20 protein-coding genes are annotated in these 23065 nt (G+C 53.7%); 7 read left to right on the top strand and 13 right to left on the bottom strand.

Features of this window, described 5'->3' with window-relative positions; genetic code table 11:
- Nucleotides 1–18 precede the first annotated feature (18 nt).
- The 4 genes from LEPTO7104_RS0121940 to LEPTO7104_RS0121925 all read left to right on the top strand — a co-directional run bounded on the left by LEPTO7104_RS0121940 (nucleotide 19) and on the right by LEPTO7104_RS0121925 (nucleotide 5864).
- Nucleotides 19–1506 (top strand): adenylate/guanylate cyclase domain-containing protein, encoded by a 1488-nt coding sequence (locus LEPTO7104_RS0121940; protein WP_017300743.1) that lies wholly within the window; start codon nucleotides 19–21, stop codon nucleotides 1504–1506.
- A 367-nt stretch (nucleotides 1507–1873) separates the two neighbouring features.
- Nucleotides 1874–3880: a diguanylate cyclase domain-containing protein gene (locus LEPTO7104_RS41260; protein ID WP_017300742.1), complete on the top strand. Its 2007-nt coding sequence runs from the start codon at nucleotides 1874–1876 to the stop codon at nucleotides 3878–3880.
- Between the two features lie 147 nt (nucleotides 3881–4027).
- Complete coding sequence (gene dusB / locus LEPTO7104_RS0121930) at nucleotides 4028–5080, top strand: tRNA dihydrouridine synthase DusB (RefSeq protein ID WP_017300741.1); 1053 nt, start codon at nucleotides 4028–4030, stop codon at nucleotides 5078–5080.
- A gap of 130 nt (nucleotides 5081–5210) precedes the next feature.
- Nucleotides 5211–5864, top strand: a complete 654-nt coding sequence (locus tag LEPTO7104_RS0121925; RefSeq protein ID WP_017300740.1) for a DUF3318 domain-containing protein — start codon at nucleotides 5211–5213, stop codon at nucleotides 5862–5864.
- A 79-nt stretch (nucleotides 5865–5943) separates the two neighbouring features.
- Here the strand turns inward: LEPTO7104_RS0121925 and LEPTO7104_RS37230 are convergent, their stop codons facing one another.
- Nucleotides 5944–7038: a CIA30 family protein gene (locus tag LEPTO7104_RS37230; RefSeq protein WP_083887108.1), complete on the bottom strand. Its 1095-nt coding sequence runs from the start codon at nucleotides 7036–7038 to the stop codon at nucleotides 5944–5946.
- Nucleotides 7039–7493: 455 nt separating this feature from the next.
- Here LEPTO7104_RS37230 and LEPTO7104_RS0121915 point away from each other — a divergent pair, with 455 nt between their 5' ends.
- A complete protein-coding gene (locus LEPTO7104_RS0121915) occupies nucleotides 7494–8777 on the top strand; it encodes a glycosyltransferase family 4 protein (RefSeq protein ID WP_017300739.1) in 1284 nt (427 codons plus the stop codon).
- A gap of 325 nt (nucleotides 8778–9102) precedes the next feature.
- Here the strand turns inward: LEPTO7104_RS0121915 and LEPTO7104_RS0121910 are convergent, their stop codons facing one another.
- From LEPTO7104_RS0121910 to LEPTO7104_RS0121900, 3 genes are all read right to left on the bottom strand, one after another.
- Nucleotides 9103–9513 (bottom strand): ExbD/TolR family protein, encoded by a 411-nt coding sequence (locus LEPTO7104_RS0121910; protein ID WP_017300738.1) that lies wholly within the window; start codon nucleotides 9511–9513, stop codon nucleotides 9103–9105.
- A 16-nt stretch (nucleotides 9514–9529) separates the two neighbouring features.
- A complete protein-coding gene (locus tag LEPTO7104_RS34860) occupies nucleotides 9530–10222 on the bottom strand; it encodes a MotA/TolQ/ExbB proton channel family protein (RefSeq protein WP_051158526.1) in 693 nt (230 codons plus the stop codon).
- Between the two features lie 157 nt (nucleotides 10223–10379).
- The gene (locus LEPTO7104_RS0121900; RefSeq protein WP_196358140.1) at nucleotides 10380–11063 is read right to left on the bottom strand and encodes a DUF4333 domain-containing protein; all 684 of its coding nucleotides are present in this window, start codon (nucleotides 11061–11063) and stop codon (nucleotides 10380–10382) included.
- 265 nt (nucleotides 11064–11328) lie between these two features.
- Between LEPTO7104_RS0121900 and LEPTO7104_RS0121895 the strand changes: the two genes are divergently transcribed.
- Nucleotides 11329–12840: a UbiD family decarboxylase gene (locus tag LEPTO7104_RS0121895; protein ID WP_017300735.1), complete on the top strand. Its 1512-nt coding sequence runs from the start codon at nucleotides 11329–11331 to the stop codon at nucleotides 12838–12840.
- 15 nt (nucleotides 12841–12855) lie between these two features.
- Nucleotides 12856–13185 carry a hypothetical protein gene (locus LEPTO7104_RS37225; RefSeq protein ID WP_017300734.1) on the top strand — a complete coding sequence of 110 codons (330 nt, stop codon included), beginning with the start codon at nucleotides 12856–12858 and terminating at the stop codon, nucleotides 13183–13185.
- Between the two features lie 38 nt (nucleotides 13186–13223).
- Here the strand turns inward: LEPTO7104_RS37225 and LEPTO7104_RS0121885 are convergent, their stop codons facing one another.
- The 9 genes from LEPTO7104_RS0121885 to LEPTO7104_RS38555 are packed head-to-tail and all read right to left on the bottom strand — an operon-like array spanning nucleotide 13224 to nucleotide 23059.
- Nucleotides 13224–14447 (bottom strand): glycosyltransferase, encoded by a 1224-nt coding sequence (locus tag LEPTO7104_RS0121885; protein ID WP_017300733.1) that lies wholly within the window; start codon nucleotides 14445–14447, stop codon nucleotides 13224–13226.
- Between the two features lies 1 nt (nucleotide 14448).
- Complete coding sequence (locus LEPTO7104_RS0121880) at nucleotides 14449–15630, bottom strand: glycosyltransferase (RefSeq protein WP_017300732.1); 1182 nt, start codon at nucleotides 15628–15630, stop codon at nucleotides 14449–14451.
- Between the two features lie 25 nt (nucleotides 15631–15655).
- A complete protein-coding gene (locus tag LEPTO7104_RS0121875) occupies nucleotides 15656–16909 on the bottom strand; it encodes a glycosyltransferase family 4 protein (RefSeq protein ID WP_017300731.1) in 1254 nt (417 codons plus the stop codon).
- On the bottom strand, nucleotides 16869–18281 hold the full coding sequence (locus LEPTO7104_RS0121870; protein WP_017300730.1) for a hypothetical protein: 1413 nt from the start codon (nucleotides 18279–18281) through the stop codon (nucleotides 16869–16871). Before LEPTO7104_RS0121870 ends, LEPTO7104_RS0121875 begins: the two co-directional genes overlap by 41 nt.
- The gene (locus LEPTO7104_RS0121865) at nucleotides 18278–19288 is read right to left on the bottom strand and encodes a glycosyltransferase family 4 protein (RefSeq protein WP_026072955.1); all 1011 of its coding nucleotides are present in this window, start codon (nucleotides 19286–19288) and stop codon (nucleotides 18278–18280) included. The genes LEPTO7104_RS0121870 and LEPTO7104_RS0121865 overlap by 4 nt, the downstream gene beginning before the upstream one ends.
- A gap of 12 nt (nucleotides 19289–19300) precedes the next feature.
- Complete coding sequence (locus LEPTO7104_RS0121860; protein ID WP_017300728.1) at nucleotides 19301–20053, bottom strand: FkbM family methyltransferase; 753 nt, start codon at nucleotides 20051–20053, stop codon at nucleotides 19301–19303.
- Between the two features lie 14 nt (nucleotides 20054–20067).
- Nucleotides 20068–20949 (bottom strand): FkbM family methyltransferase, encoded by an 882-nt coding sequence (locus LEPTO7104_RS0121855; RefSeq protein ID WP_017300727.1) that lies wholly within the window; start codon nucleotides 20947–20949, stop codon nucleotides 20068–20070.
- 2 nt (nucleotides 20950–20951) lie between these two features.
- A complete protein-coding gene (locus tag LEPTO7104_RS40330; protein ID WP_196358139.1) occupies nucleotides 20952–21926 on the bottom strand; it encodes a glycosyltransferase in 975 nt (324 codons plus the stop codon).
- A gap of 23 nt (nucleotides 21927–21949) precedes the next feature.
- Complete coding sequence (locus tag LEPTO7104_RS38555; RefSeq protein ID WP_196358138.1) at nucleotides 21950–23059, bottom strand: glycosyltransferase family 1 protein; 1110 nt, start codon at nucleotides 23057–23059, stop codon at nucleotides 21950–21952.
- Nucleotides 23060–23065: the final 6 nt, after the last annotated feature.

Genomic DNA, 23065 nt, shown 5'->3' with positions numbered 1-23065 from the left:
CTGTCCTGCCCCTGCGCTGTGGATGATGCCCCCGCCGCCATTGATTTAGTCATCGTTGATGACGATGCTGAGACATCGTGCCTGCTGCAACGGCTTCTGAGCCAGCAGGGGTACCGTATTCAAGTGGCTGAAAGCGGTCAGCAGGCGATCGCCCAAATCATGGCCTCTCGCCCTGGGCTCGTGCTGCTCGATCTGCTGCTGCCCGATATGGACGGTTACACTCTCTGTCAGCAGCTCAAGTACAACCCCCTCACCGCAGAAATTCCGGTCATTGTGCTGAGTTCGCTGGTGGATTCCCTCGACAAAGTCAAGGCCTTTCAGGCTGGAGCCACCGACTATATTACCAAACCCTTTGCCGTGCAGGAGGTGCTGGTGCGGGTGCAAAACCAGCTGCGGCTGGCCCAGCAGCGGCAGCAGCTCAGCCAGCAAAATGCCCTGCTGATCCAGGAGGTGCAGGAGCGCACCCAAATGGAGCAGGCCCTGGTTGCCGCCGAGATGAACTACCGCAGCATTTTTGAAAATGCCACCGTGGGCATCTTTAAAGCGTCGGCCAAAGGGCAGCTGCTCAGCGTTAACCCCTCCATGGCGCGTCTCTACGGCTACGAGTCGGCCCAGGAAATGGTGGACACCGTCGCCGACATCAGCCGCCAAATCTATTTGCAGCCGAAGCGCCGCGATGAACTGGTGGTCTATCTCAACCGCTTCGACAAAATTACCGACGCTGAATCAGAGGTCTTTCGCAAGGACGGCACTACCTTTTGGGTCAGCGAAGACATTTGGAAGGTGTGGGACAAGGGCGGCACCTTTTTGCACTACGAAGGCATTGTCCACGACATTAGCGAACGCCGCCAGATGGAAACCGAACTGCGTCAGCAGCGGCAGCAGGCCGATCGCCTGCTGGTCAACATTTTGCCCTACCGCATTGCCCAGCGTCTCAAGGGTGGAGCCCGCACCATTGCCGAAAGCCTTGACCAGGTCAGCGTGCTGTTTGCCGACCTGGTTGACTTTACCGCCGCCTCCAGCCAGATGACGCCGCGCCAGCTGGTCAAGCTGCTCAACGAAGTATTCTCCATGTTTGACCAGCTGGCTGAGTTTCACCGCCTGGAGAAAATTAAAACCATCGGCGATGCCTACATGGTGGCGGGGGGCTTGCCTACCCCGTTTGACGACCATGCCCCTGCGATCGCGCAGTTTGCCCTCGACATTTGTGACGCCATCAAGCAGTTTCCCCGTCCCGACGGCAAAACATTTCAAATTCGAGTCGGCATCAATACCGGCCCGGTGGTAGCCGGAGTAATCGGGCGGCGCAAGTTTGCCTACGACCTCTGGGGCGACACAGTTAACATTGCCAGCCGCATGGAGGCAACCGGAGAAGCCCAGCGCATTCAGGTAACCCCAGAACTATACGAGCGCCTCAAAGATCAGTTTGAGTTTGAGCAGCGGGGCTATGTGGCCGTCAAAGGCCGGGGCCAAATGATGACCTACTGGCTGGTGGGGCGGCTGTAGCTAACCATTTGGGGCATGGGCCAATTGGCAAGGCAGGGTCGGTCAGCCGGTGGACCTTTGACCTCTATTCTGTCAGCCGGAATGCCCTGGGCGGAAGGTACAGCTGAAGGGAAATATAGGGATAAAACCGAATCGTTACTGTTTTGCAAACAGTAGATAGGTTGTCTGGCTAGGGTATCGGGGTGGGTCTGAATTTAGTCGCGCTAGGGGCTGTCATCAATTAATCGCCAATGGCCTAAGAATCAGCGGTTACAGCCCCCCGCCTGTTTTTTGGGTCGGGCGCGGCAATGCCTATGGGATAGGGATTTTAGCAAGAATTGATGACACGCCTTAGGGCTTGGCAGGGCTCAGAGAGAGGATCGCAGAGATGACGCTACTTCAGCAGGCAACGGTTTTAGTTACAGAGACCGCCCACCACCGGGCTGAGCCGCTGGCCCAGATGCTGACTGCCGCCAGCTATCGAGTGCAGGTGGTCTCGGAGGCAGATCTACTGCCCCTCGGAGACCACGCCGAGCGGATGCCAGACCTGGTGATTCTTCAGGTGGCCGGAGCTGACAGCACCGGCTATCTCCTGGGGCAAAGGCTCAAGGCGGACCCCGCCACAGCAGCTATACCCATCATATTTGCGGGTACGTTTGATGACGCTGCCAGCCGTAGTCAAGTGTTTGCCCTGGGTGGCGCAGACTATCTAGAGTATCCCCTGCTGGCGGCAGACGTAGCGGCCCGCGTGGATCACTGGATTGAGGTGGTCGCCACCCAGCCTCTGCGCCCCCTACTGCTGAAAGATAGCTTGCAACGGCTGCACAACACCCTAGATCTAGACACCATTTTGCAGACGGTGGTGGACGACGTACGGCAGCAAACCCAGGCCGATCGCGTGGTGATTTATCAGTTTCGCCGCAGCGGGCGGGGCGTTGTGACCCACGAAGCCACCGCCGATCAGGCCTTTACCGTGCTGCATCGCCAGGTGGAAGACGCCTGCTTTGATCAACAGCACGCCGCTAAATACTGGTCGGGGCGAGTTGGGCAAATCAACGATGTGGCAGCCCTGGGCAACATTAGCCAGTGCTACCGAGACATGCTGCTCAGCTTCGGCATTCGGGCCAACCTGGTGGCACCCATCATCCACCGGCTGCCGGGTCAGAATCGCTATCTGTGGGGGTTAGTTATCGTGCACCAGTGCCGCCAGCCGCGGCGGTGGCAGACCTATGAGATTGAGCTGCTGCAAGAGATGTCGGCCCACCTGGCGATCGCGATTCAGCAAAGCCGCCTGTTTGAGCAAGTCCGTCACCAGGCCCGCCAGGAGATGTTGCTCAACCACATTCTCGATGAAATTCGCGCCAGCCTGGACGTAGAACACATTCTCACCTGCACCGTAGAGCACCTGCGCACGGCCCTTGACCTATCCCAGTGCGGCATTACCCTACTGCGTCACAACCTGGCCAGCCTGCCTGTACCCTTTGTTTTGAGGATGCAAGCGCCAACCCTGGCGGAGCCGCTAGCGCCCCTAGAGATTACTGAGTCGCTACGGCAGCAGCTAATTTTGAACGACACCCCGGTTGTTTTACCCTACCTGGCGAACCCGCTGCGGAGGCGGCCCAATGTGGCCCGGCCCGTTATCCAAAACGGAATCACCTATCTGGCCACGACGCTGCGGCTTGAGAATCAGGTACAGGGAATCCTTTGGGTCTGCCCCATGTCTGACCACCCGCCTAGTGCCGACAACTTGGAGCTGTGGGAAAACAGCGACCTGAGACTGATTGAAGAAGTGGCTACCCAGCTGAGCCAGGCGTTACAGCAGGCGGCCCTGTACCAGCAGCTCCAGGCGGCCAACGATGAGCTACAGCGGCTAGCCCATTTAGATGGGCTTACCCAAATTGCCAACCGCCGTGAATTTGACCGCTATCTGGCCCAGGAGTGGCAGCGGCTTCAGCGAGAGCACGGCAGCCTTGCCCTGATCCTGACCGACGTAGATAACTTTAAGGGGTATAACGACGCCTATGGCCACCTGGCCGGCGATGACTGCCTGCGATCGATCGCCCGTCTGTTGGCCCAGATTACCAAGCGCCCCGCCGATTTGGCGGCTCGCTACGGGGGCGAGGAGTTTGCCCTGGTTTTGCCCAACACCACCGCTGCCGGGGCGATCGCCCTGGCCTCCGAGGCCCAGGCCTATCTAAATCGCCTGGCAATTCCCAATGCGGCCTCACCCTTGCACGGCCATGTCACCCTCAGCTTTGGCATTGCCGTTCTGACCCCGGCCCCAGCCCTATCGACAGAGGTCTTGCTCCAGCGGGCTGACCAGGCCCTCTACGCCGCCAAGGAAAATGGCCGCAACGGCTACTGCCTGTGGTCTGAGGGGATAAGATCAGTCTAGGCAAGCCCTGGGCAAATAGGCTTTGGTCCGACAGCCAGGATTTGTGTGGGGCAGGATCTTAGCGGTTTGCGGCCAGAGTTAGTGCTCAGGCCATACCCCCTGACGTTTGCCGTAGAGAAAAGGTTTGGAGAAAAGGTTTGGCGCCGTATGGTTACGCTATCGTCTGTGCTCCAGCGGCGGCTGCGATCGCCCCTCCCCATTGGCTGTGTCACCGTGCACAGCCGGGTATTGCAGTCGCCCCTCTCCGGCGTAACCGATCGCGCCTTTCGTGAGCTGGTGCGGCGCTACGCCCCCGACTCCATGCTCTACACCGAGATGGTGCAGGCCACTGGGGTATGCCGCGCCCGGCCGCTGGAGAACCTCATGGACATTGGCGATGGCGAGCAGCCCATCAGCATTCAGCTGTTTGACTGCCGCCCCGACTTTATGGCCGAAGCCGCCCGCAAAGCCGTGGCCGAAGGGGCCAAAACCATCGACATCAACATGGGCTGTCCGGTCAACAAAATCACCAAAAAAGGCGGTGGCTCCTCCCTGCTGCGCCAGCCAGAGATCGCCGAGGCGATCGTGCGTACCGTAGCCGCCGCCGTGCCCGTGCCTGTCACGGTCAAAACTCGCATTGGCTGGGATGACGACCACATCAACGCCGTGGAGTTTGCCCGCCGCATGGAAGCCGCCGGAGCGCAGATGCTCACCCTCCACGGCCGCACTCGCGCCCAGGGCTACCACGGCCCCGCCCGCTGGGAATGGATCGCCCAGGTCAAAGCAGCGCTGACGATTCCGGTGATTGCCAATGGCGACATTAACTCGATAGAGTCGGCGGTGCGCTGTCTGGAGCAAACCGGGGCCGATGGCGTCATGTGCTCGCGGGGTACGCTGGGCTATCCCTTCCTGGTGGGCGAAATCGACAGGTTTCTCAAAACTGGAATCGCTCCTCTCCCCCCTACGCCGGAGGACATGCTGCGCTGCGCTCGCACTCATCTGGGCCTGCTGTGGCAGTACAAGGGGCAGCGGGGCATTCACCAGGCCCGCAAGCACATGGCCTGGTATGTCAAGGGCTTTGAGGGAGCCGCTCCTCTGCGCCAGCGGCTCTGCCAGATCGAAGCCGTGGAGGCCGGTTACGATTTGCTAGAAGGCGCGATCGCATCCCTAGCGGTTAGCGCCACCGTCGATCGCTCCCTCGCCTTGGCTGCCCAGCGATAACCTTAGCGCCAGGCCTCAGCCCAGGGCATAGAGACTATCTATCCGACGGATAACCGACCCTTGACTAATGGGCTTTAAGGTAGGATCTATAAATAAATCTAATTTGCAGTTTCCACCCCCCGTAATCTCCATGACCTCGTACGCCACCGCCACTGCCAGAGCCGATATGGGTGAGCTTCGCCGTCTGAGAAGCCTACTGCCCCCAGAACTCCAGAGCTGGGTGACGGTGGAGTCGGCTATTGATGTCACCCCGCCCCTTGTCACCTGCGAAGAACTGGGCAAAGACCAGGTTGAAATTCAGATCGATCTCATCAAATGGGAGCAGCTAGCCCTCGATCAGCGCAACCTGCTGTTTTGGCACGAGGTGGGCCGCATTCAAAACGACACCATTCCCCGCGACGGCTGGGAAATGGCTGCCCTAGCCATTGGCCTTGGCGGGGCCGTCGGCGAGCTGTGGGTGCAGGACGGCTTGCTGCTCATGCTGGCCCTGGGGCTGTGCGGGTTTTCGAGCTGGCGGCTCTACAAGCGCAACAACAACCAAAAGACCCTGCAAGAGAGCATCAGCGCTGACGAACGAGCGATCGCCATCGCCACCCGCTTTGGCTACACCCTGCCCAACGCCTACAAAAGCCTGGGCAGCGCCCTCAAAACCCTGATTGAGCAGACCCCCAAGAAGCGCCAGCGCGATCGCTATATCAAGCGGCTTGAAGCCCTCAAAAAGAGCGCTGCTAAGGCCAAAGAGAGCGCCCGGGCCGAGCGTGGCGACATGCGATCGGCCTACTAAAGCCCTGTCCAGGAACCGGGTGCCTGGGCTTTTGCCCAAGACCTTGGCAAACGGCAGAGGCACCCGGTTTCTAAGTCGGCTAATTTTCTGAATAAGACGCCTGAAAGATGGCTTCTACTACCACTGGCTTAACCTCCGGCGGCAGTTTAGTTTGTGCCCCAATTACCGCAACCCCTGTCCCGGCTGGAACCACTCCAGTTAACCCTGCCGCCGCCAGGGGCGCGCCCAGGCCATCTCCTCCCTGGGGCAGCACCAGTAAAGGCTTCGGTCCCTGGCGGTAAACGCCCAACCGCTGCATCGACAGCTCAAATGGACCGGCCTGAAAAGCTGGGTTGAGATCGCCGTCGTACTCAAACTTGCTCAGCATCAGCTGCATGGAGTAAATCTGGGCTGGATTTAGCGGACTGGCCTCGGGCACCGTGCGGGCGCGACGGGTTGCCGTCATCCCTAAAAAGGGCACCCTGACCTCGCTCACCCGATCCACCTCGGTATCAAACGAGCGGCAGTAGGCTAGGCTGTCCCAGCCAGGATTGTCGCGCAAAATCCACTTGTAGCGCTGGCCGTCCCCTTGGGCGTGGAGCACCGTGCCCTGCCACTGGCTCAAGTTGAGCGGCGGATCGATGTTGCGGGTGCGAATCGAGGCAAACCCACCGCTATTGGCGGTAGAGACCCGGCCTACAAACCGTAGACCGTCCTGCCACTGCACCTGGCTGGCGCTGACGCCGCCCATTACCCCATCGTCAAGGCTGCCCCACAGGGCCGCGATCGCCGGGTTGAGCTGCTGAAAGTCAACCAGAATAGCTTCCTGATAGGTAGTCATCTGCCCCAGTTTTTCAATCCAAACCTGATAGTTGGGGTCAGGGCTAGCCGACTGGCATACCACTAGAGCGATATTGGCGGCCTCAGGTGGCACCGCAGTCCACGGAGCCGCCTCGGCTGAATATCCCAGGGAGCGCAGCGTTTCGACCAGCCCATCGACTGTATCGGTTGCTCCGCCCAGCAGCCGCGCTCCGGGTGGCGGTGGCGTGGGTATTAAGTCGTCGGGGTTTAGCATTTGAGTCCTAGCGGCATCGGTATCGGCAAGGCCAGGCAAGACTTTCAAAACTGGGGAGATTGGCCCTGCCACATCGAAGTGAACCAGAGTTTTGAGCAGCCGTAGGGGATTCCAAACCATAGCGGTAACTTACACAAAATTTCGGATGGCACAGCTCTGTAAATCTGCCTGCCTCAGTAGAGAACTCATTTTTCTGTAGATCTACCCATTAGCCAAATTGCCTCCCCTGGGTATGCTGAATCTACCGATGGCCGGGATGTCGATCGCCTGGAGAATCAATGCACTAGATAGTCTAAGCTTTTTTAATAACTTGACAACCCAGCTGGCTAGCCCGCCCTCAGGCTAAAGCTTCGATGAGGTAAACCGAGGTTGTACATTAACCTTCCATGAACAGCATCCTAAAGCATCCCGATTATCCCACCGGCCTTCAGCTTAGTAAAAGCAAGATGCTGCGGGCTTTGCCCAGGCAGTAGCCTCAATCTCAGCCTAAATTTACTCATTAATCTCGGCCCTAACACAGATCTTGCCCCCCCTACAGACATTGTGTACGTGGTTTTCTAGAGCAAGCGTCGTCCATGCGTATTTTAATTTATTCTTACAACTACCACCCCGAGCCAATTGGCATTGCGCCGTTGATGACTGAGCTGGCTGAAGGTCTAGCCGCCAGAGGTCATCAGGTGCGGGTTGTAACAGCTATGCCCAACTATCCAGAGCGGACGATTTATCCTGAATATCGAGGCCGTCTTTTCGCCACCGAAGTGCGCAATGGCGTCACTATTCAACGCTGTTTTGTGCTGGCTTCCCCGCAGCGGGGGCTAGTAGGGCGCCTGCTGTTAGAGTCAAGCTTTATTACCCTAAGCCTGTGGCCTGCCCTGCGGGGCTGGCGGCCCGATGTTATTTTCAACACCAGTCCGTCTTTGCCTGCCTGCCTGCCCGTAGCCTTGCTAAAGACGCTGTTTCAATGCCCCAGCGTGCTTAATCTACAGGATATTTTGCCCGAGGCTGCCGTCCAGACAGGCTTGATTAGCAACCCCTGGGCCATTCGTCTGTTTGAACTGCTGGAGACCTTTGCTTATCGCAGCGCCACCCGCATTAGCGTGATTGCCCAGGGGTTTCGCGATAACCTGCTGGCTAAGGGAGTACCGGACACCAAAATGGTGCCTATTGCGAATTGGGTAGATGTCAACTTTATAGCCCCCCGGCCTCAGGCCAGCAGCGAATTTCGCCGCCGCCACCGGCTGCAAGATAAATTTGTGGTGCTCTATACAGGCAACATTGCTGAGACCCAGGGGGTTAGAACCGCGATTCGCGCCGCTCAGGCGTTAACCGCTTACCCAGATATTCGCATGGTGATTGTGGGGGAAGGGAAGCAGATAGCTGTTCTAGATCGGTTTCGCCAACAGCTAGGACTCACCAACGTTGTGCTGTTGCCCTTTGTGCCCCGGGCCGAACTGCCCGATATGCTGGCTGCTGCCGATGTGGGGCTAATTTTGCAGAAACACGGCATGGTGGGTTTTAATATGCCCTCGAAAACACAGGTGCTGCTGGCCTGTGGGCGGCCCATCCTGGCCGCTGTACCCGCCCACGGCACGGCGGCCCAGGTGGTAATGGCAAGTGGAGGCGGGATCGTGGTTGAACCGGAGAATCCGACCTCTCTGGCCAAGGGTATTTTGGACCTGTATCACCATCCTGAGAAAGCCCAGGCCCTGGCTCGGCGAGGCCGCCAGTATGCCCTGGAGCACTACTCTGCTAAGCGCGCTATCGATCGCTATGAGGCGCTGTTTTATGCCCTGACTGCTCCTCAGCCTCAGTCCATGGATGGAGAAGTTATGCTGGCCCTGCAGTCGGTGCAGAAGTAGGTTTGAGCGCAGGGAGACCGCAGGTGAGTAAAAAAGGAGTTGCTGAGCGCAGAGTCACTTGCCAAAGATCTGACTCCAAAAAACCAATGTCTTCTGTCGGTGCAAATGGCCATTTGCACCGACTCAAACTTATGTCTTCATTCAGCAACGCTTAAAAAAACTCTCTCATACCAAATCCTGATCAGCTACCCCCGATTCCCTAGTGGTGCATTGCGGCTAATCAAAGCCATCAGGGCGCTACCAGGCGAGGGTGTAGCCGCGAATGCACCCTACGGTTCTACCTTTTGGGAGTCGGGATTATGGGATTCGGATTTGGTATCAGTCCCTACTCTTCGATCGCCAGGGAAACCCGATCGCCGCCCACGGTGCGCATTTCGCCCAAAAACTGCATGACCTGCTCGTAGGGGAGATCCTGGTTGGGCAGCAGAAACACAATGTTGTCGGGGTTGCGGCTGAGGTAGGCCTCCATCTGCCCCTTCAGGGCTTCCACCTCGACCGGCTGGCCGTTGAGCTGCGCCTGGTTTTCGCCCACTAGCTCCACGATGAAGGGATCGGCGGGCAGGGGCGGCGGCGCGGAGTCCTGCTGCTCGGCGGGGAGCTGCACCTCGATCAGCTTTTCGCTGCCCAGGGTCATGGTGATGGTGACAAAAAACGCCAGGATGCCCATCATGACCGTCAGCATGGGCACCAGGTCAATCTGAGGTGGGTTGGGGCTGAGCTTAGACTTAAACTGCATGGGTTGCCAGATGGGGTCAAATGCGCTCGGGGGTGCCGATGAACTCTCCGTGGCGAGCCGTGTCATTGGCGAGGGCGGCAGGCTCGTACCAGTATTGGCGGTAGATTAGCTCTAGCTCATTGCCGGCATCGGAAAAGTAGTCGATCTGCTGGGCTTGCAGGGTCACAAGCACCCGAAAAATCAGCAGCGCCACGATGGCAACAATCATGCCTGCGGCGGTCGTAATGAGCGCTTCGCCGATCCCTGCCGCCGCCGCCGTGGCCTGATCGCCGCTGCCGCCACCGCCGATGTTGAGGTTGCCGAAGGTGGCAATGAGGCCGGTTACCGTGCCCAGCAGACCCAGCAGGGGCGCGACAGCCACAATGGTTTCGAGTAGCTTGTCGCCCTTGCGCATTTTGACAAACTCGCGATCGCCCGCCGTTTCCATCGCCAGCCGAAAGGTGTCGGGGGAGGGCTGCTTCAGCCGCAGGGGGGCGAGCAAAAACCGACCGATGGGCAGGTCTTGGGCCTGGGCTGCGATCGCGGCGGCCTGGGTCAGATCACGGCGGGAGGCATCCAGCACTTCGTTGACGACCTCGTCCTCCCGGCGCAACAGCTTAGTCCAAAATAGGGATCGCTCCAGGGCCGTGGCAATGGTCAGCACCGAGCAGCCCATAATGGGCACCATGACCGGCCCACCCTTCGCTAAAAAATCAAGAACAGTTGTCATAGCCCAGGACTAAGGTTGGAGTTGGTTGTGCTAGAGATATTGCTACCAGGATAAGCCTATCGAAAGCCGCTGCCACACACATTAACGCACGGGATTTAGCGCCTTAAGAACAAATTAAGCAGAGCGAATCCGAGCCTACACTTCTATTATTCCCGAATCAGTTACTGTCGCCGGGGAGATAGGGACGGTTAATAACCCGGCCAGTTGGCCCAGTCACGGTGGTCGTTTTGGCTGCGGAATCGGTCTGGGGCGAAGGTGCCGCCGCCTTGGGAGCTACCGAAGGCGGTGCTAAACCAGCAGCGGATTGTGTACCGCCAGTGGCCAAAGCCAAAGGCGGCACCGCCGAGGCAGCCTGAAGCTCTTGCCAGCTTAAATTGCCGTCAGGGTCGATTTTTACCAGCACCGACTCAATCGTGCTAGCGCCGGTTTCAATGCCGCCTACCACCTGGCACTGGAAGCGATCGCCCGGCTGGTTGACCCGGTAGGTGGCGGTGCCGCAGTCGATCAGGGCACGCTTGCCAAAAGTCTTAGACAGCCCCTGCTGAATTGTGTCTTCGACCTTGGGTAGGTTGAGCAGCACCTTAGAGTTAGGCACCTCCCAGGTGATGTTGCCCTGGTTGTCCTGCTGGGTCACATTAATCGTAAACGTGCCTTCAGGATTCAGCTCGCCCACACAGCGAAAGTAGGCCCCCGCCTGGCGGCTGACATCGCTGGGGCAGCGTACGGCGTTGAGCGACAGCCGCCGACCCTGGCGCTCAATGTCGGCTTTAATGCTGGATTCTATATCGGTGGTGTTGAGGCGATTGCCACAGGCGCTCAGACCCAGGAGTCCTAGTCCCACTAGCCCCAGCAGAGATTTCCGAAAATTTACGCGAAGTTTTGGGTTACGCCTGTCCATCGAACCAGTGAATCCTTAGGTTGAAAGCGGGTATTGACCATGCTAATCCCCCGATTGTGGCAGTGATAGCCTCCTAACGCATGCTATCCCCATTACCTTAAGGGTTCAAAAAGGACTCGAAAGAAGAGCGCAATCGCCGCCGGGCTGCCCCCACTCTCCACCATAATGAAGACAGCCCTTAACACTCGTTCACAAATATTCAGGCACCATGGCAAAAGACCTACAGCAATTTTTGACCCTGCTAGAGCAGCGCGGGCAGCTCCGCCGCATTACCGCCCCCGTTAGCCCAGATCTAGAAATTGCTGAAATCGCCAACCGCCTTTTGCTCGGCGGCGGCCCTGCCCTGCTGTTTGAGAATGTGCAGGGGGCCACGATGCCCCTGGCCATTAACGTGCTGGGCACCGTAGAGCGCGTGTGCTGGGCCATGGGCATGGAGCACCCCGCTGAGCTAGAAACCCTGGGCGAAAAGCTGGCCCTGCTCTACCAGCCCCGCCCGCCCAAGCAGTTTTCCCAGGCCATTGACCTGGGGAAAGCGCTGTTTGACGTGGTTAAAGCCAAGCCCGTGCGCGACTTGCTGCCGCCCTGCCAACAGGTGGTGCTCAAGGACGATGCGGTGGACCTCAACCAAATGCCCCTGCTGCGGGTCTATTCCGGCGATGCCGATAAGGTGATTACGCTAGGGCTGATGATCACCAAAGATCCGGAGACCCATATTCCCAACGTGGGGGTTTACCGGCTTCAGCTCCAGTCAAAAAATACCGCGACGGTGCAGTGGCTGTCGGTGCGCGGCTGTAGTCGCCACCTGCGCAAGGCCGCTGAGATAGGTAAAAAGCTGGAGGTGGCGATCGCGATCGGCGTACATCCTTTGGTCATTCTCGCCGCCGCCACGCCGCTGCCCATCGACCTGTCGGAGTGGCTGTTTGCCGGACTCTATGCCGGTAAGGGGCTGAGCCTGGCCAAGTGCAAAACCGTTGACCTGGAGGTGCCCGCTGCCTCAGAAATTGTTTTGGAAGGCACCATTACCCCCGGCGACACCGCTGTCGATGGCCCGGCGGGCGACCACATTGGCTACTACGGCGGCGTCAACGAGGCCGCGCCGCTGCTGCGGTTCCACTGCCTCACCCACCGCAAAAACCCGATCTACATGACCACCTTTAGCGGTCGCCCGCCCAAGGAAGACGCCATGATGGCGATCGCCCTCAACCGCATCTACAACCCAATCCTGCGCCAGCAGGTGCCCGAAATTCAGGATTTCTTTTTGCCCATGGAGGGGCTGAGCTATAAGGCCGCCGTGCTGTCGATCGAAAAGTCGTACCCCGGCCAGGCCAAGCGGGCGGCCCTAGCCTTCTGGTCGGCCCTGCCCCAGTTCAGCTACACCAAGTTTGTGATTGTGGTCGATAAGGCGATCAACATCCGCGATCCCCGCCAGGTGATGTGGGCCGTCACCTCAAAGGTGGACCCGGTGCGGGACGTGTTCATTTTGCCCGATAACCCGTTTGATCGGCTGGATTTTGCCACCGAGAAACCTGGCTTGGGCAGCCGCATGGGCATCGATGCCACCACCAAGGTCTACCCCGAAACCGATCGCCCCTGGAGCGAGGAGCTCACCCCCGACCCGGATACCGCCGTACTGGTTGACCGCCGTTGGGCCGAGTACGGCTTGAGCGACCTGAACCTGGGCGATGTCGACCCCAATTTATTTGGCTACGACCTGCGCTGAGGGGGAGGCAAAAAGGTGATCAACGCGTTTGTGGCGGTTCTGGCCGCGATTTTGGGGCTAGGAATTGTGATGGGCTGGCCAGGGTTGCCCCCCGTAGCTGCAGCCAGCCACGTTTGCCGAGAGGTAATGGAGCAGCAGCTGTGTATTGAAACCATCAAACGAAGCGCTAAATATCCCTGGGAATATCGGGTGGTGGTTAGCGTAGATGGCAAAAGTCGCCCCCTCAGCCGTTACGATTGCCGTCAGGCGTCTTGGCCCCCAGCCCCAGAGCCTGTCCTAGAGACTGCCCCAGCCTTATCTGAAACGGCAGTACAGCAGTTTATCTGCGATTTGGTAAGTCGCTAATGCTTGGCACCTTGAGTAGCCCCCGGAACCCCCAGGCGCTATGCCATTAGCGGCTCACCCGCCCGTTCACCGGGTTGGTAGGCAAACGAGAGGCGCTGCCCAGTTAAAATCTCGTCGTAGGACTGGGCCAGGTTTTGAGCGATCGCAGGCCAGCTGTACGTTGTTTTAGCGAGCTGCTGACCATTTTGGCCTAGCTGAGTTCTCAAATTGGGGGAGCAGAGTAGTTTGGCCAGGGCAGCAGTCCAATCGTCTAGGCGATCGGAAACGACCAGCCCCGCCTGGGCCGCTCTAATGTCGGGCGCGATCTGAACATCAGGCGTAATGAGGACTGGAAGACTAGCGGCCAAAGCCTCCGCTATAGCGATGCCAAAATTTTCTGAGTAAGACGGCAGCGCGAAGAGATCGACCCCCTGCAACAGTAGATCTTTGGCTGGGCCAGAGACAAAGCCTGTAAAGGTAACGCTGTCAGCAATTCCTAGCGTCTGGGCTAGGGCCTGGAGGCGATCGCAGTAGCCTGGCTCCCCAGAGCCTGCCAGCAGTAGGTGATAGCCGTGGGATTGAGGATGCAGCTGGGCAAACGCGCGCAGCAAGAAATCGGGCCGCTTCTTCTCGTGCAGGCGCGACAAGAATAGAGCGACTGTGCAGTCAGCCGGTAAGGAGTAGCGATCGCGCAGCCGCACCGCTGCATTGAGAATTGCTGGCGCAGGGTTAACCCCCAGGGGTAAAACCAGGGCAGGGGTGCTCACCCCAAACCGTCGGGCATCCTCAGCTTCGGTCGCAGTGGTGCAATGAATAGCGGCAGCTTGGTTGAGGGTATGGCGCTCTATCAAGTGGCTATAAATTTGTTTCCTGCGCTGGCTCTGCTGAAGCGCCCAGGGCGTTAGCTGACCAATCGTGCTGGAGACATAGGGAATATGACGAAACTGGGCCAATCGGGCGGCTACTGTGGGGGCATAGCAAAACAGATAGTAGGTATGCAAAATGTCGTACCGGCCCAGATTACTCATCACCCACTGGGTCAGTCCAATCGACGGCATGAATGCCTTGAGCCGAGCTAGACGCGGAAAAAACCAGACTGGCACTCCATCGTAGTCAGTCCGCTGGCCCGTCGGTACGTCTAGCAGCCCAGATTCATCGTCGTTAGTTGTGGCTATTTCGGTATCAATGCCCAGATCTCGCAGCGATCGCACGGTATTAATCGCCGCCTCGGTTGGCCCACCTAGCCGGTAGCTCAGTGACGGCAGCACGTGAAGAACTTTCATCCTAGGGCGTTACCAGATTAGCGTCTTTCAGCAAGGCCAAAATATTGGCCTGGAAGCTCTCAAATCCATAGATTTCGTTCACCTTTTGGCGCAGTATTTCTGGTTGATACAAAGCCGGATGGGACGCTTTCCCCTGAAGAATGTCTATGAGCGTATCGGCAATTTCGTCTACGTTGTCAGGATCAACTAAAATCCCTAGTTCACCATGGCAGAGAGCATCAATAGCGCCATCCTGATTGCCACCTACCGTGGGTTTGCCACAGGCCAGGGCCTCAAGATACACAATTCCAAACCCTTCGCCCTTGCTCGGCATCGCAAATACATCGCACAGACTATAGTAATCGCAGATCTCTTCGTCGGGGACAAATCCGGCCAGCGTCACGCAATCCCCTATTCCCAGGGAATTAACGAGTGCCTCAACCCGAGGGCGATCGCTGCCTTTTCCGACCAAAATATAATGAACGCCAGGGATTTTTTGCTGAATCGAAGGCATGGCCCGAATGACTTGATCATATCCCTTGTACTGCTCATCATCAGCTAGGCGAGCCACGGTTAAAACTATGGGCTGATTGGCATCTAGGCTATGTCTATTGAGTAGATAGGCGGGTTTTGGCTGAATGTGAAATCGATTTATGTCGAAGGTGACAGGTAAAAGTGAAACCTCACTGGGCCGCAGGTTCTGCTCTTTGATTAAGCGATCGCGAGTATAGCCACTAATAGAAATAACCTTCTCTGCTCCCTGCAAAGCTTGACTCCGCAGCGGATTTTTGATGTTCCAGGCATCAACACCGTATACCAAAATCCAGTACGGAATTCCTAGCCATCGCCTGAGTAAATACGCAACCGGCGCAAAATTTAAGTGCCCACATAAAATCAAGTTTGGGCGCTGCTTGAGTGCGGCAGCTAAGCTTTTTAAGCTAAAGTACAGGGTGTGTAATGCTTTGGGGGCTTTTCCGATAAAGGCAAACGAAAAATAACTTGACTCAAATACACCTTCTGGTTTACCTAAATCGAGCTTGTCGACAATGAAAACCTCAGCATTAGGAGAAATATCGCTTTGCTCGTTTAGACAGGCGATCGCAGCTAAAATATCATGCAAATAAACCTGAATTCCACCTTTGAACTCGAAGAGATTGGGCACCCAAAAGTGAATTAGCTTTCTGCAATCTAAGTTTTTATCCATGGGGCAGGCTTTCCCAAAACGTTAACTACCGAGAAAGCAGACTGTTGATCTTATCCGCAAGCTTTCGCTGATAGACTGGCCAAGTCAAAGCCTCAGCTTTTCGTCGAGCCGCCGACCCCATTTCCGCCAGTTCATCGGGGTTTTGATAGCACCACTCCAGTTTTTCTTGAATTGCTTCAGAATCACGAATAGGAACTATAAATCCTTCAACTCCATCAGTAATAATATCAGGACCAGCCGCATTAGGGGTGGTTATAATCGGAATTCCGCAGGCCATCGCTTCTAGCTGAACTAAACCAAAACCCTCGACTAAAGATGGAAAGACAAGCACGCTCGAACTACAGTAGTGGTGATGCAGACTGGCATGGGGAACACTGGGTAAATAGTGGATGGAATCTCGATAAGATTCTATCCATCCCGGCGGAAACTCATTAATTCCCACCAGCTTCAGTTCAGCCTCAGGAAGCCGAAGCTTTTGCCATGCTTGTAATAAATAGTGAACCCCTTTTCGCGGGCCAACTCGACCCACGAACAAGGCGCGAAATTTGTCATCGAGTTTAGCCTGGGGCTTAAAGTAATCCACTGGCGCACCGTAGGGAATCACCGAGATCCGCTCAGATGTTACACCCGCATCTAAAAGCGATTGACGCGTCATGGAAGAGGGTACAAATATATGATCGGCCAAGGCAATTTCCTGCTCCTTGCGCTCTAGCTTCCAAAGCGGCTCGTGGATGGCTTGAAGCGATGGGGAAAACTCCGGAAAAAGATTGGCTTCGTCCTGCTGAATCTGTCGAGCCGCGCGATGAAAAACAATGGGCAACTCGTAAAAACAGCGTATGCCCCTTTGCTTGGCCGATTGAAAGGTAGATGCTGCCCCATCTTCATAGGCGTAGACGGCTTCGAGGTGATCGAGGTGATGCCGCGCTACGTGGCGATCGAGGGAGGCATATACCCAGTCGATTGGCCCCTGGGAGCCTAAACCCAGCCTAGAACTTAGCCTCGACTTCACCAAACAGACCCTGAGCGCTTCTCGCCACGGATGAGCCTTCGTGCTCGCACTGCCGGGCGCAACCCAGGTGCGCCGCTCTAGTTCTTGACTGAGAATGCGATTGATCGCGCGGGGCAATCGCTGAATAGCCTGGGCCAGTTGGCCTTTGGGATTGTAGGCAATAGTTGTAATAATCTCATGGAGCAGGTTGGCGTCGGCTAGTGCGATCGCAGCATTACGAGAATTTGGATTACTGGTGGGATGTACCAGTGAAATGCGTCGAATGGCCATAGAGAAGCCCGAATTGTTGAGTGTGCTGCCACTGATGTACCCGCTCCAAATACGGGAGCAAAAGAATAAAGCCGTAGAAAAACCAGTGATAAACGCTAGCGGTGTGGTTGTAGACCATCTGAGAAATAATGGTTACACTCTGATAAACAAAAGTACTGAGCGCCAGCTGACGTAAGAACGGATGAGTAAGCTGAAGAAAAACTCTAAACAAGCTGAAAAGGAGCACCAGCCGCAATCCATACCAAAGGAAAAAGCCAATCGGGCCCACCTCTAGAGCAACTCGCCCCATTTCGCTCTCGTAGCCAACCGGAATAGTTTCCCCTGGCGGCAGACGAAAGAGTCGCCGAATAATGCTGTTGGCCTGAAATGTAGCTCCTAGACCGTAACCGTCTAACCCCTTCAGCTGGAAGTTGCTAAAGGGCTGTAAAAAAGAGCTGCTGATCCGAGTAGTGACACTATCATTAACTGTTTCCACTCGGTTAACAAAAGAGTCGAACGCAAGGCGAGCTCCCTGTGAAACCAGTAAAAAACTAATTATTCCTGGCAAAATTAGCTTGCGAGCACTTCTAAAAAAGTTGGAAAAGCTAGCTGCTGCCAACAGAAACCCATAGCCAGCAATCAGCAGCACTGAGCCAAAGACTAAGCCACGAGAACCAGTCATAAACGAAGTTGCTACAATCAGCGCTCCCTCAACCAGCGTTAGCGTTTGCCATAGGCGAGGCTGGGGACGAGAGATGATTGGTAGCAGTAAACACAGGCAAGCCAACAGATAGGTTGAGTAGCCCGTCAAGTACGAAAACGTGCCCGTCACCCGCACTGTATCCAAGCCGGAAGTAACAACAGCAGGACCCTCTTCTCCCCAGGCATAGACATTGAGTGGGCTGGTGGGCGGGCTAAAAAATTGAGCGGTGGCTAGCAACCCTACCGGAATTAGGAGCAGTAAATAGTGGCGGATAAACCGATATAAATCTTCTTCAGTCCCAAACATTTGAGGCACTAGCCAAATGAGAGGTATGTAGAGGAAATAGTTCTTAAGGCCAAACAGGCCGATAATAGGTGAACCTAAACTTGGATTAAATGCTTGTATCCCTCCCCATACAGCCATGCACCCCACCAGTACTAAAATAGTAGTCTTTTGGGTGAACAGCCGTATTTGAACAGGTGACAGCAAAAAGTAGCGCAGGTATGCACTAATTAGAACAAAATCTTTGAGAAAATAGATAAATTGACTCGCTTGGGGAAGTACCCACTTGCGCAGCACTCCCTCAAGCACCACCAAGACTAAAACAGCTTTGATAGACCGTTGCCAGTTTTGGGCAGAGAGTAGAAAAATGAAGCCCGCAGCAAATAGGGCTAAAAGAATATTGTTCACAGACGGGCACCCTCCAGGACTTGAAGATAGGCTTTAGCTATAGACCTTTTTTGGTGCTTTGCCAGGTGATGGGCAGCGCTGGCTCGATAACGTGCAAGCAGGGCAGGCTGAGTTAGCAGCTGTTGGAGAACTTGAGCTAGAACAGCCTTGTCGCCATTAGGAAACGTAATACCACAGTCACCAATAGCACCTTTTAGTCCGCCGCCCGATGACCCAACAACGACACAGCCGCAGGCAATGCCTTCGAGAGCTACAATGCCAAAGGGCTCTCGCCAGCGAGAGGGGACAACCAAAATCTGGTGACCATTGAGTATATCCACCAGTTCCTGCCCTACTTTTACGCCTACAAACTCTACCTGATCGGTTAAACCCAGTCCACGGGACTGTTGACTTAATGACTCCAACTCGGGACCGTCACCAACAATAGTAAGCCTGGGTTCTAAACCATTTTCCCTCAGCAGAGCTAGAGCATCGAGCAATAAGTCAACTCCTTTATCAGAAACGAGTCTTCCTAAAAACACTAATTCGCGATCGCGAACGACATTAGGACATTGCTTAAACAGATCGTCTCGATAGGGATTGGGTATCACTATTGAGGAAATCGAAATGTGATCAGCAATAGCTTGGCTAACGGAAATATTAGTGGCAAATCGAAGCAGAAACCGCTTTGCATAATCTTGCCAGGATAGACTGCCGTTGTCGCGGCAGTACCAGTTATTGTGAGAAGCAACCCAAGGCCTTGGGCAAAGTAACAACGGCCAAACACCCCAAAGGCTAATGCTGGGCTGAAAGAACACATCGCACCAGTGTACAAGTTTTATAAATCGCAGAGCATTCGGGCGGCGAATTATATCAAAATTGAATAACTTTACAGCAGCTTCGGGGGTCTGAGAAATCAACTTCACAGTATGACCTTGAGCAGCAAACTCACTAGCCAGTATCAAGGTAACTGTTTCTAACCCACCAACACTGGGATAAAACACAGGTGAATAGATCAGTATATGCATTGATGGCTAGATTCATTTTTTAAGAAATGCAAGATCTAAGTACAGAACCTCTTGGTTGTGGCGTGACCGTATCGGTTGCCCGATGTCAACCAGATAAAGGCCGTATGTACGCAGAAACGAAATAATTTCTTCAAAAGTACACTGGTCTTCGTACAAAGAAGCAAAATTAACCTCACATACTACTACAAGAGCATGCTCAAGTACGCCAACTGCTCCTCTTAGAACATCCATTTCGAAACCTTGAACATCAATTTTGAGCAAAAAATCCTTTGCCGCGCCGTTGATTAAAAGGTTGTCTAACCGCTTAATCTCAACTTTAACCACTTCCTCTACCGTAAGTCCTGGGAACTCGGCAGTTAGCTGATCGTTAGCTTTTAGAAAGGAGGATGAAGGAGAAAACTTTGAGACGTTAAAAGATGCTTGGCACGGGCTTTCACCCAAAGCAAACGGAAAAATTTTTACGTCAAGATTGGTATATTTGCTACACAAAATTTTGACCAACTTTGGATTTGGTTCAAATGCATAAACTGGAATACTAGGCATTAATGCAAGCGAGGTGTTGATAAACTGACCTTCGTTTGCTCCAACATCTAGGACAAGTTCTATCTCGTCCTTTGGAAACCAGCTTTTGTTTAGTAGCCTGTAAATATCCGCACAGCCTTTACCAGATCTAACCTTTAAGTAGGATGGATTCGATAAACAATAGCCATAGTTCTGAATTCGATTGCCAAGCTCTATGACAGAATGAGCTAGGATACTAAACATGTTATTATGCTGCCCTAAGAATCTGCATTGGCAGAGTTTGTCCAACGAGCAACATTAGCATGATCATTGGGAATTGCGGCAAAGTTGAATTCTGATGAAGGGAAATTATCTTGAACCTCTAGGCCAAATGGATAAAATCCAGTAAAGCTTGCTAGATGAAATAGCTTGTAATGATTCTTTCTAAGCAAACCAAATAACTCTTTACGGTTAGTGCCAGCAGTCTCTAATGCTGTATCGTTACATTCAATCATGAAGGCTGGACGCAGTGACTCCAAAGTATAATTTGCTCCCTTGAGGATCAATGTTTCAGAGCCTTCGCAATCGATCTTTACTAAACTTGGATTAACCCCAGAGTCAAGGATTACTTGGTCTAAGGTCGTTGTATGAATATTGCTTGCTTCAGGAGTAACCCTAACCGCATTCTGCCAAGGCTCCAATCCGGGTTTGTCCGATATGTGATAGTGCTCTTCTGAATTTTCAGCCAAGATTGCTTCTATAACCTGGCTATTTTGCAAATTCAAAATGTCAAACGTTGCTTGACAAAGTTTAGCCGTATGCCGATTTCCTTCAATAGCCAAAACCTTATCGAGGAAACATCGCTGAGCTAGCATCGCCGAAAAATAGCCAATATTCGCACCACAATCGATTACAGATTGAGCGGATTGGTCGAGCTTGAGCCAGCGATCGCACCAGTTTAGCTCAACTTTTTCATGTCCTTTGCATACAAACAAAACGTGAGAGAACGGATCGCCTACATAGGATACAAACTGAACCTTCTCATCCACCTTCCAAACAAACTTTCCTCCTCCCATCCGGCATCGGAACTGTGAATACTTTTGGCGCCCTTTCCAGGCAATTTTTTCGGCCAGTACTGATATTTTACTTTTGCTCGCCATAGCTATGTAGATTCATAAGAACTAAATACTGTCTTTAATAAAATTAAGCGGTGACGGAATGATTTCCTAGCACGTTTTGAAAAGCACGACTTGATTATCAATAAAACGGCCTCTAAACAATGTCTCACCCATAATAGCGGCTTGAGAAAAATTAATCTCTGCCCTCGATGTTTAGCCAGTAAGCGAAATCTAGCTCGGTGGAAGTCGATTACTCGATTGCCAGACCAGACAGAGGCATGCATTCGGTTATCGTGAATTACACCTGGCAAATCTAACACCGCTACACGCCACCCTTGCTTACGAGCTGACCAGCACCAATCACTATCGCAGTCCGAGAATGGGAACTTTTTTTGATCCATGCCTCCTGTGACTTGCCACGTGTGATAGCGAACAAGCAGAGGACTAGTATAAACAATATCACTCGCTCCCCACCTTGTTCCTTGAAAGTCCTGCCATTGGAGAGATGTTGTGTTTTCTAGACCCAGTCGATTAGATAATTGCTGCCCTATAACAAAAGATAAAAGGGTGGGAAATGGGCTACCAAATCCTGTCTTGCGCTGGTTGCACTGCTCCACTGTAAATCCTACGGCACCGAGATCCTGCTCTTGCTCTAGAAGCTGAATTGCAAGGATTAAGGCTCTATCGTTGATAATTAAATTGTCAGTTTCAAAGAAAAAGCAGTATTTAAGAGTTGGATACTTCTGGCCGGCAAACTTAATGGCCTCATTACATCCTGCGCTGAAGGATCGGTCAGCTTCTAAAGACGGAATCAGGCAATGGGTTTCAATGTCTACAGTTTGGGAGAAGTAATTTTGAATAAATTTAATACTACCGTCGGTAGACCCCGCATCAAAAACAACAATTGCTGCCTTGTTTGAGATCTGCCTTAGCGCACGTACGGCTGATGGAAGTGCTTCACTTAATAGTTGGCACCGATTAAAAGAGTTTATGACTACTACAATCTCTACTATTTCCACCAAAAGCAGCCTCTGAGTTTACTTCAAGAAAGAAATTTTGTGAATTGACCTGCCTGAGTTGCAAGATTATGAGCTTGATACCAAGCGTAGGCATTATTAGCAATCTCTTGAGCAATTGACTCATTAATACTTGTATAAGTCGAGTCGACATGCCAATAATGCTGCTGCTTGATCAATCCGTCTGCATCTAAGTCATGAATCCCCTTAACAATTGGCAGAACACCATGGGCACAATAGCCAGCGAATACAGTTGATTTTCCTAAAAAGTCAGTGGGGTAATCGATAAAACCAGCAAAGGAAGACAAAAGAATCTGGCTTACTTCTAAAGCAGATCTAGGCCCTAAAATATCAATTGGGATATTTCCTATGCTAGCTGGATTAAGCCTATTATAAGGACCAATGTCAATAACTTTTTTGATGTTGAATTGCTTGCACGCATAAACTAATTCACTCTGGCTGTGCCGATATGCGCGAGTGCGTGTAGCAAAGCCGCCAAAAACAACTACTGTACGATCCCTTTTATCTAACGGTAAGATAATGTCAGGCTCTCCGACGTTAGAAAAAACTGGTAAAGCTGGGATTGGTAGCTTAGAATTGTTTTGAGAGTTCGCTTTCTGATTAATAAAACGCTGCAAAATCTCTGCATAGAGCTGTTTGCTGGTAAGAACACGATCGCTTAGTCCGACTAATTGCTTAGCTAAGTTTTCCTGCAATCCAGAAAGCCAAAAAGCACTCGTCCAGATTGGGCCAGAAGCAGAAGTCTCATGAAACATTGTGACCAAACGAGCACTTTTGCATTGATGTTTCCAAGCCTTCAACCCAGTAGCTAACCATACCGGACACCCGCGTTTAGCGTAACCATAGCCTACATAATGTAGAAGAATAGGGCTTTTAGGGTTTATCTGAGCTAATTGAAGACAAAGAGATGCCGCTGAGCGATCGGTAACCTTTGTAATTTGAAATCCCTCTAGTTGCTCACTTCCTACCCAATCTAGGTCTCCAATCAAAAAATGAGTATCGAGGCCATAGTCTAAACGAAGTTGCCTTGCCAAGTTGAAAGCATAATCACCCACTCCATCAACAGCAGGTGGGAGCCTAGGCACTATAGAGATTATTGATTGTGAAGTGCTCACGCCATT

It is taken from the genome of Nodosilinea nodulosa PCC 7104, from assembly GCF_000309385.1.
Taxonomy (GTDB): Bacteria; Cyanobacteriota; Cyanobacteriia; order Phormidesmidales; family Phormidesmidaceae; genus Nodosilinea; species Nodosilinea nodulosa.
The sequence above is the reverse complement of the archived record's forward strand: the minus strand, read 5'-3'. Positions and strand labels throughout refer to the sequence as shown.

What these genes read in the sequence shown, in the direction of transcription:
- dusB (WP_017300741.1), top strand. Translation starts at nt 4,028, where the DNA reads ATGGTTACGCTATCGTCTGTGCTCCAGCGGCGGCTGCGATCGCCCCTC.
- LEPTO7104_RS0121865 (WP_026072955.1), bottom strand. Translation starts at nt 19,288, where the DNA reads ATGCATATACTGATCTATTCACCTGTGTTTTATCCCAGTGTTGGTGGG.
- LEPTO7104_RS41260 (WP_017300742.1), top strand. Translation starts at nt 1,874, where the DNA reads ATGACGCTACTTCAGCAGGCAACGGTTTTAGTTACAGAGACCGCCCAC.
- LEPTO7104_RS34860 (WP_051158526.1), bottom strand. Translation starts at nt 10,222, where the DNA reads ATGACAACTGTTCTTGATTTTTTAGCGAAGGGTGGGCCGGTCATGGTG.
- LEPTO7104_RS0121915 (WP_017300739.1), top strand. Translation starts at nt 7,494, where the DNA reads ATGCGTATTTTAATTTATTCTTACAACTACCACCCCGAGCCAATTGGC.
- LEPTO7104_RS0121895 (WP_017300735.1), top strand. Translation starts at nt 11,329, where the DNA reads ATGGCAAAAGACCTACAGCAATTTTTGACCCTGCTAGAGCAGCGCGGG.
- LEPTO7104_RS0121925 (WP_017300740.1), top strand. Translation starts at nt 5,211, where the DNA reads ATGACCTCGTACGCCACCGCCACTGCCAGAGCCGATATGGGTGAGCTT.
- LEPTO7104_RS0121860 (WP_017300728.1), bottom strand. Translation starts at nt 20,053, where the DNA reads ATGTTTAGTATCCTAGCTCATTCTGTCATAGAGCTTGGCAATCGAATT.
- LEPTO7104_RS0121910 (WP_017300738.1), bottom strand. Translation starts at nt 9,513, where the DNA reads ATGCAGTTTAAGTCTAAGCTCAGCCCCAACCCACCTCAGATTGACCTG.
- LEPTO7104_RS0121875 (WP_017300731.1), bottom strand. Translation starts at nt 16,909, where the DNA reads ATGGCCATTCGACGCATTTCACTGGTACATCCCACCAGTAATCCAAAT.
- LEPTO7104_RS0121880 (WP_017300732.1), bottom strand. Translation starts at nt 15,630, where the DNA reads ATGGATAAAAACTTAGATTGCAGAAAGCTAATTCACTTTTGGGTGCCC.
- LEPTO7104_RS0121885 (WP_017300733.1), bottom strand. Translation starts at nt 14,447, where the DNA reads ATGAAAGTTCTTCACGTGCTGCCGTCACTGAGCTACCGGCTAGGTGGG.
- LEPTO7104_RS37230 (WP_083887108.1), bottom strand. Translation starts at nt 7,038, where the DNA reads ATGGTTTGGAATCCCCTACGGCTGCTCAAAACTCTGGTTCACTTCGAT.
- LEPTO7104_RS0121855 (WP_017300727.1), bottom strand. Translation starts at nt 20,949, where the DNA reads ATGGCGAGCAAAAGTAAAATATCAGTACTGGCCGAAAAAATTGCCTGG.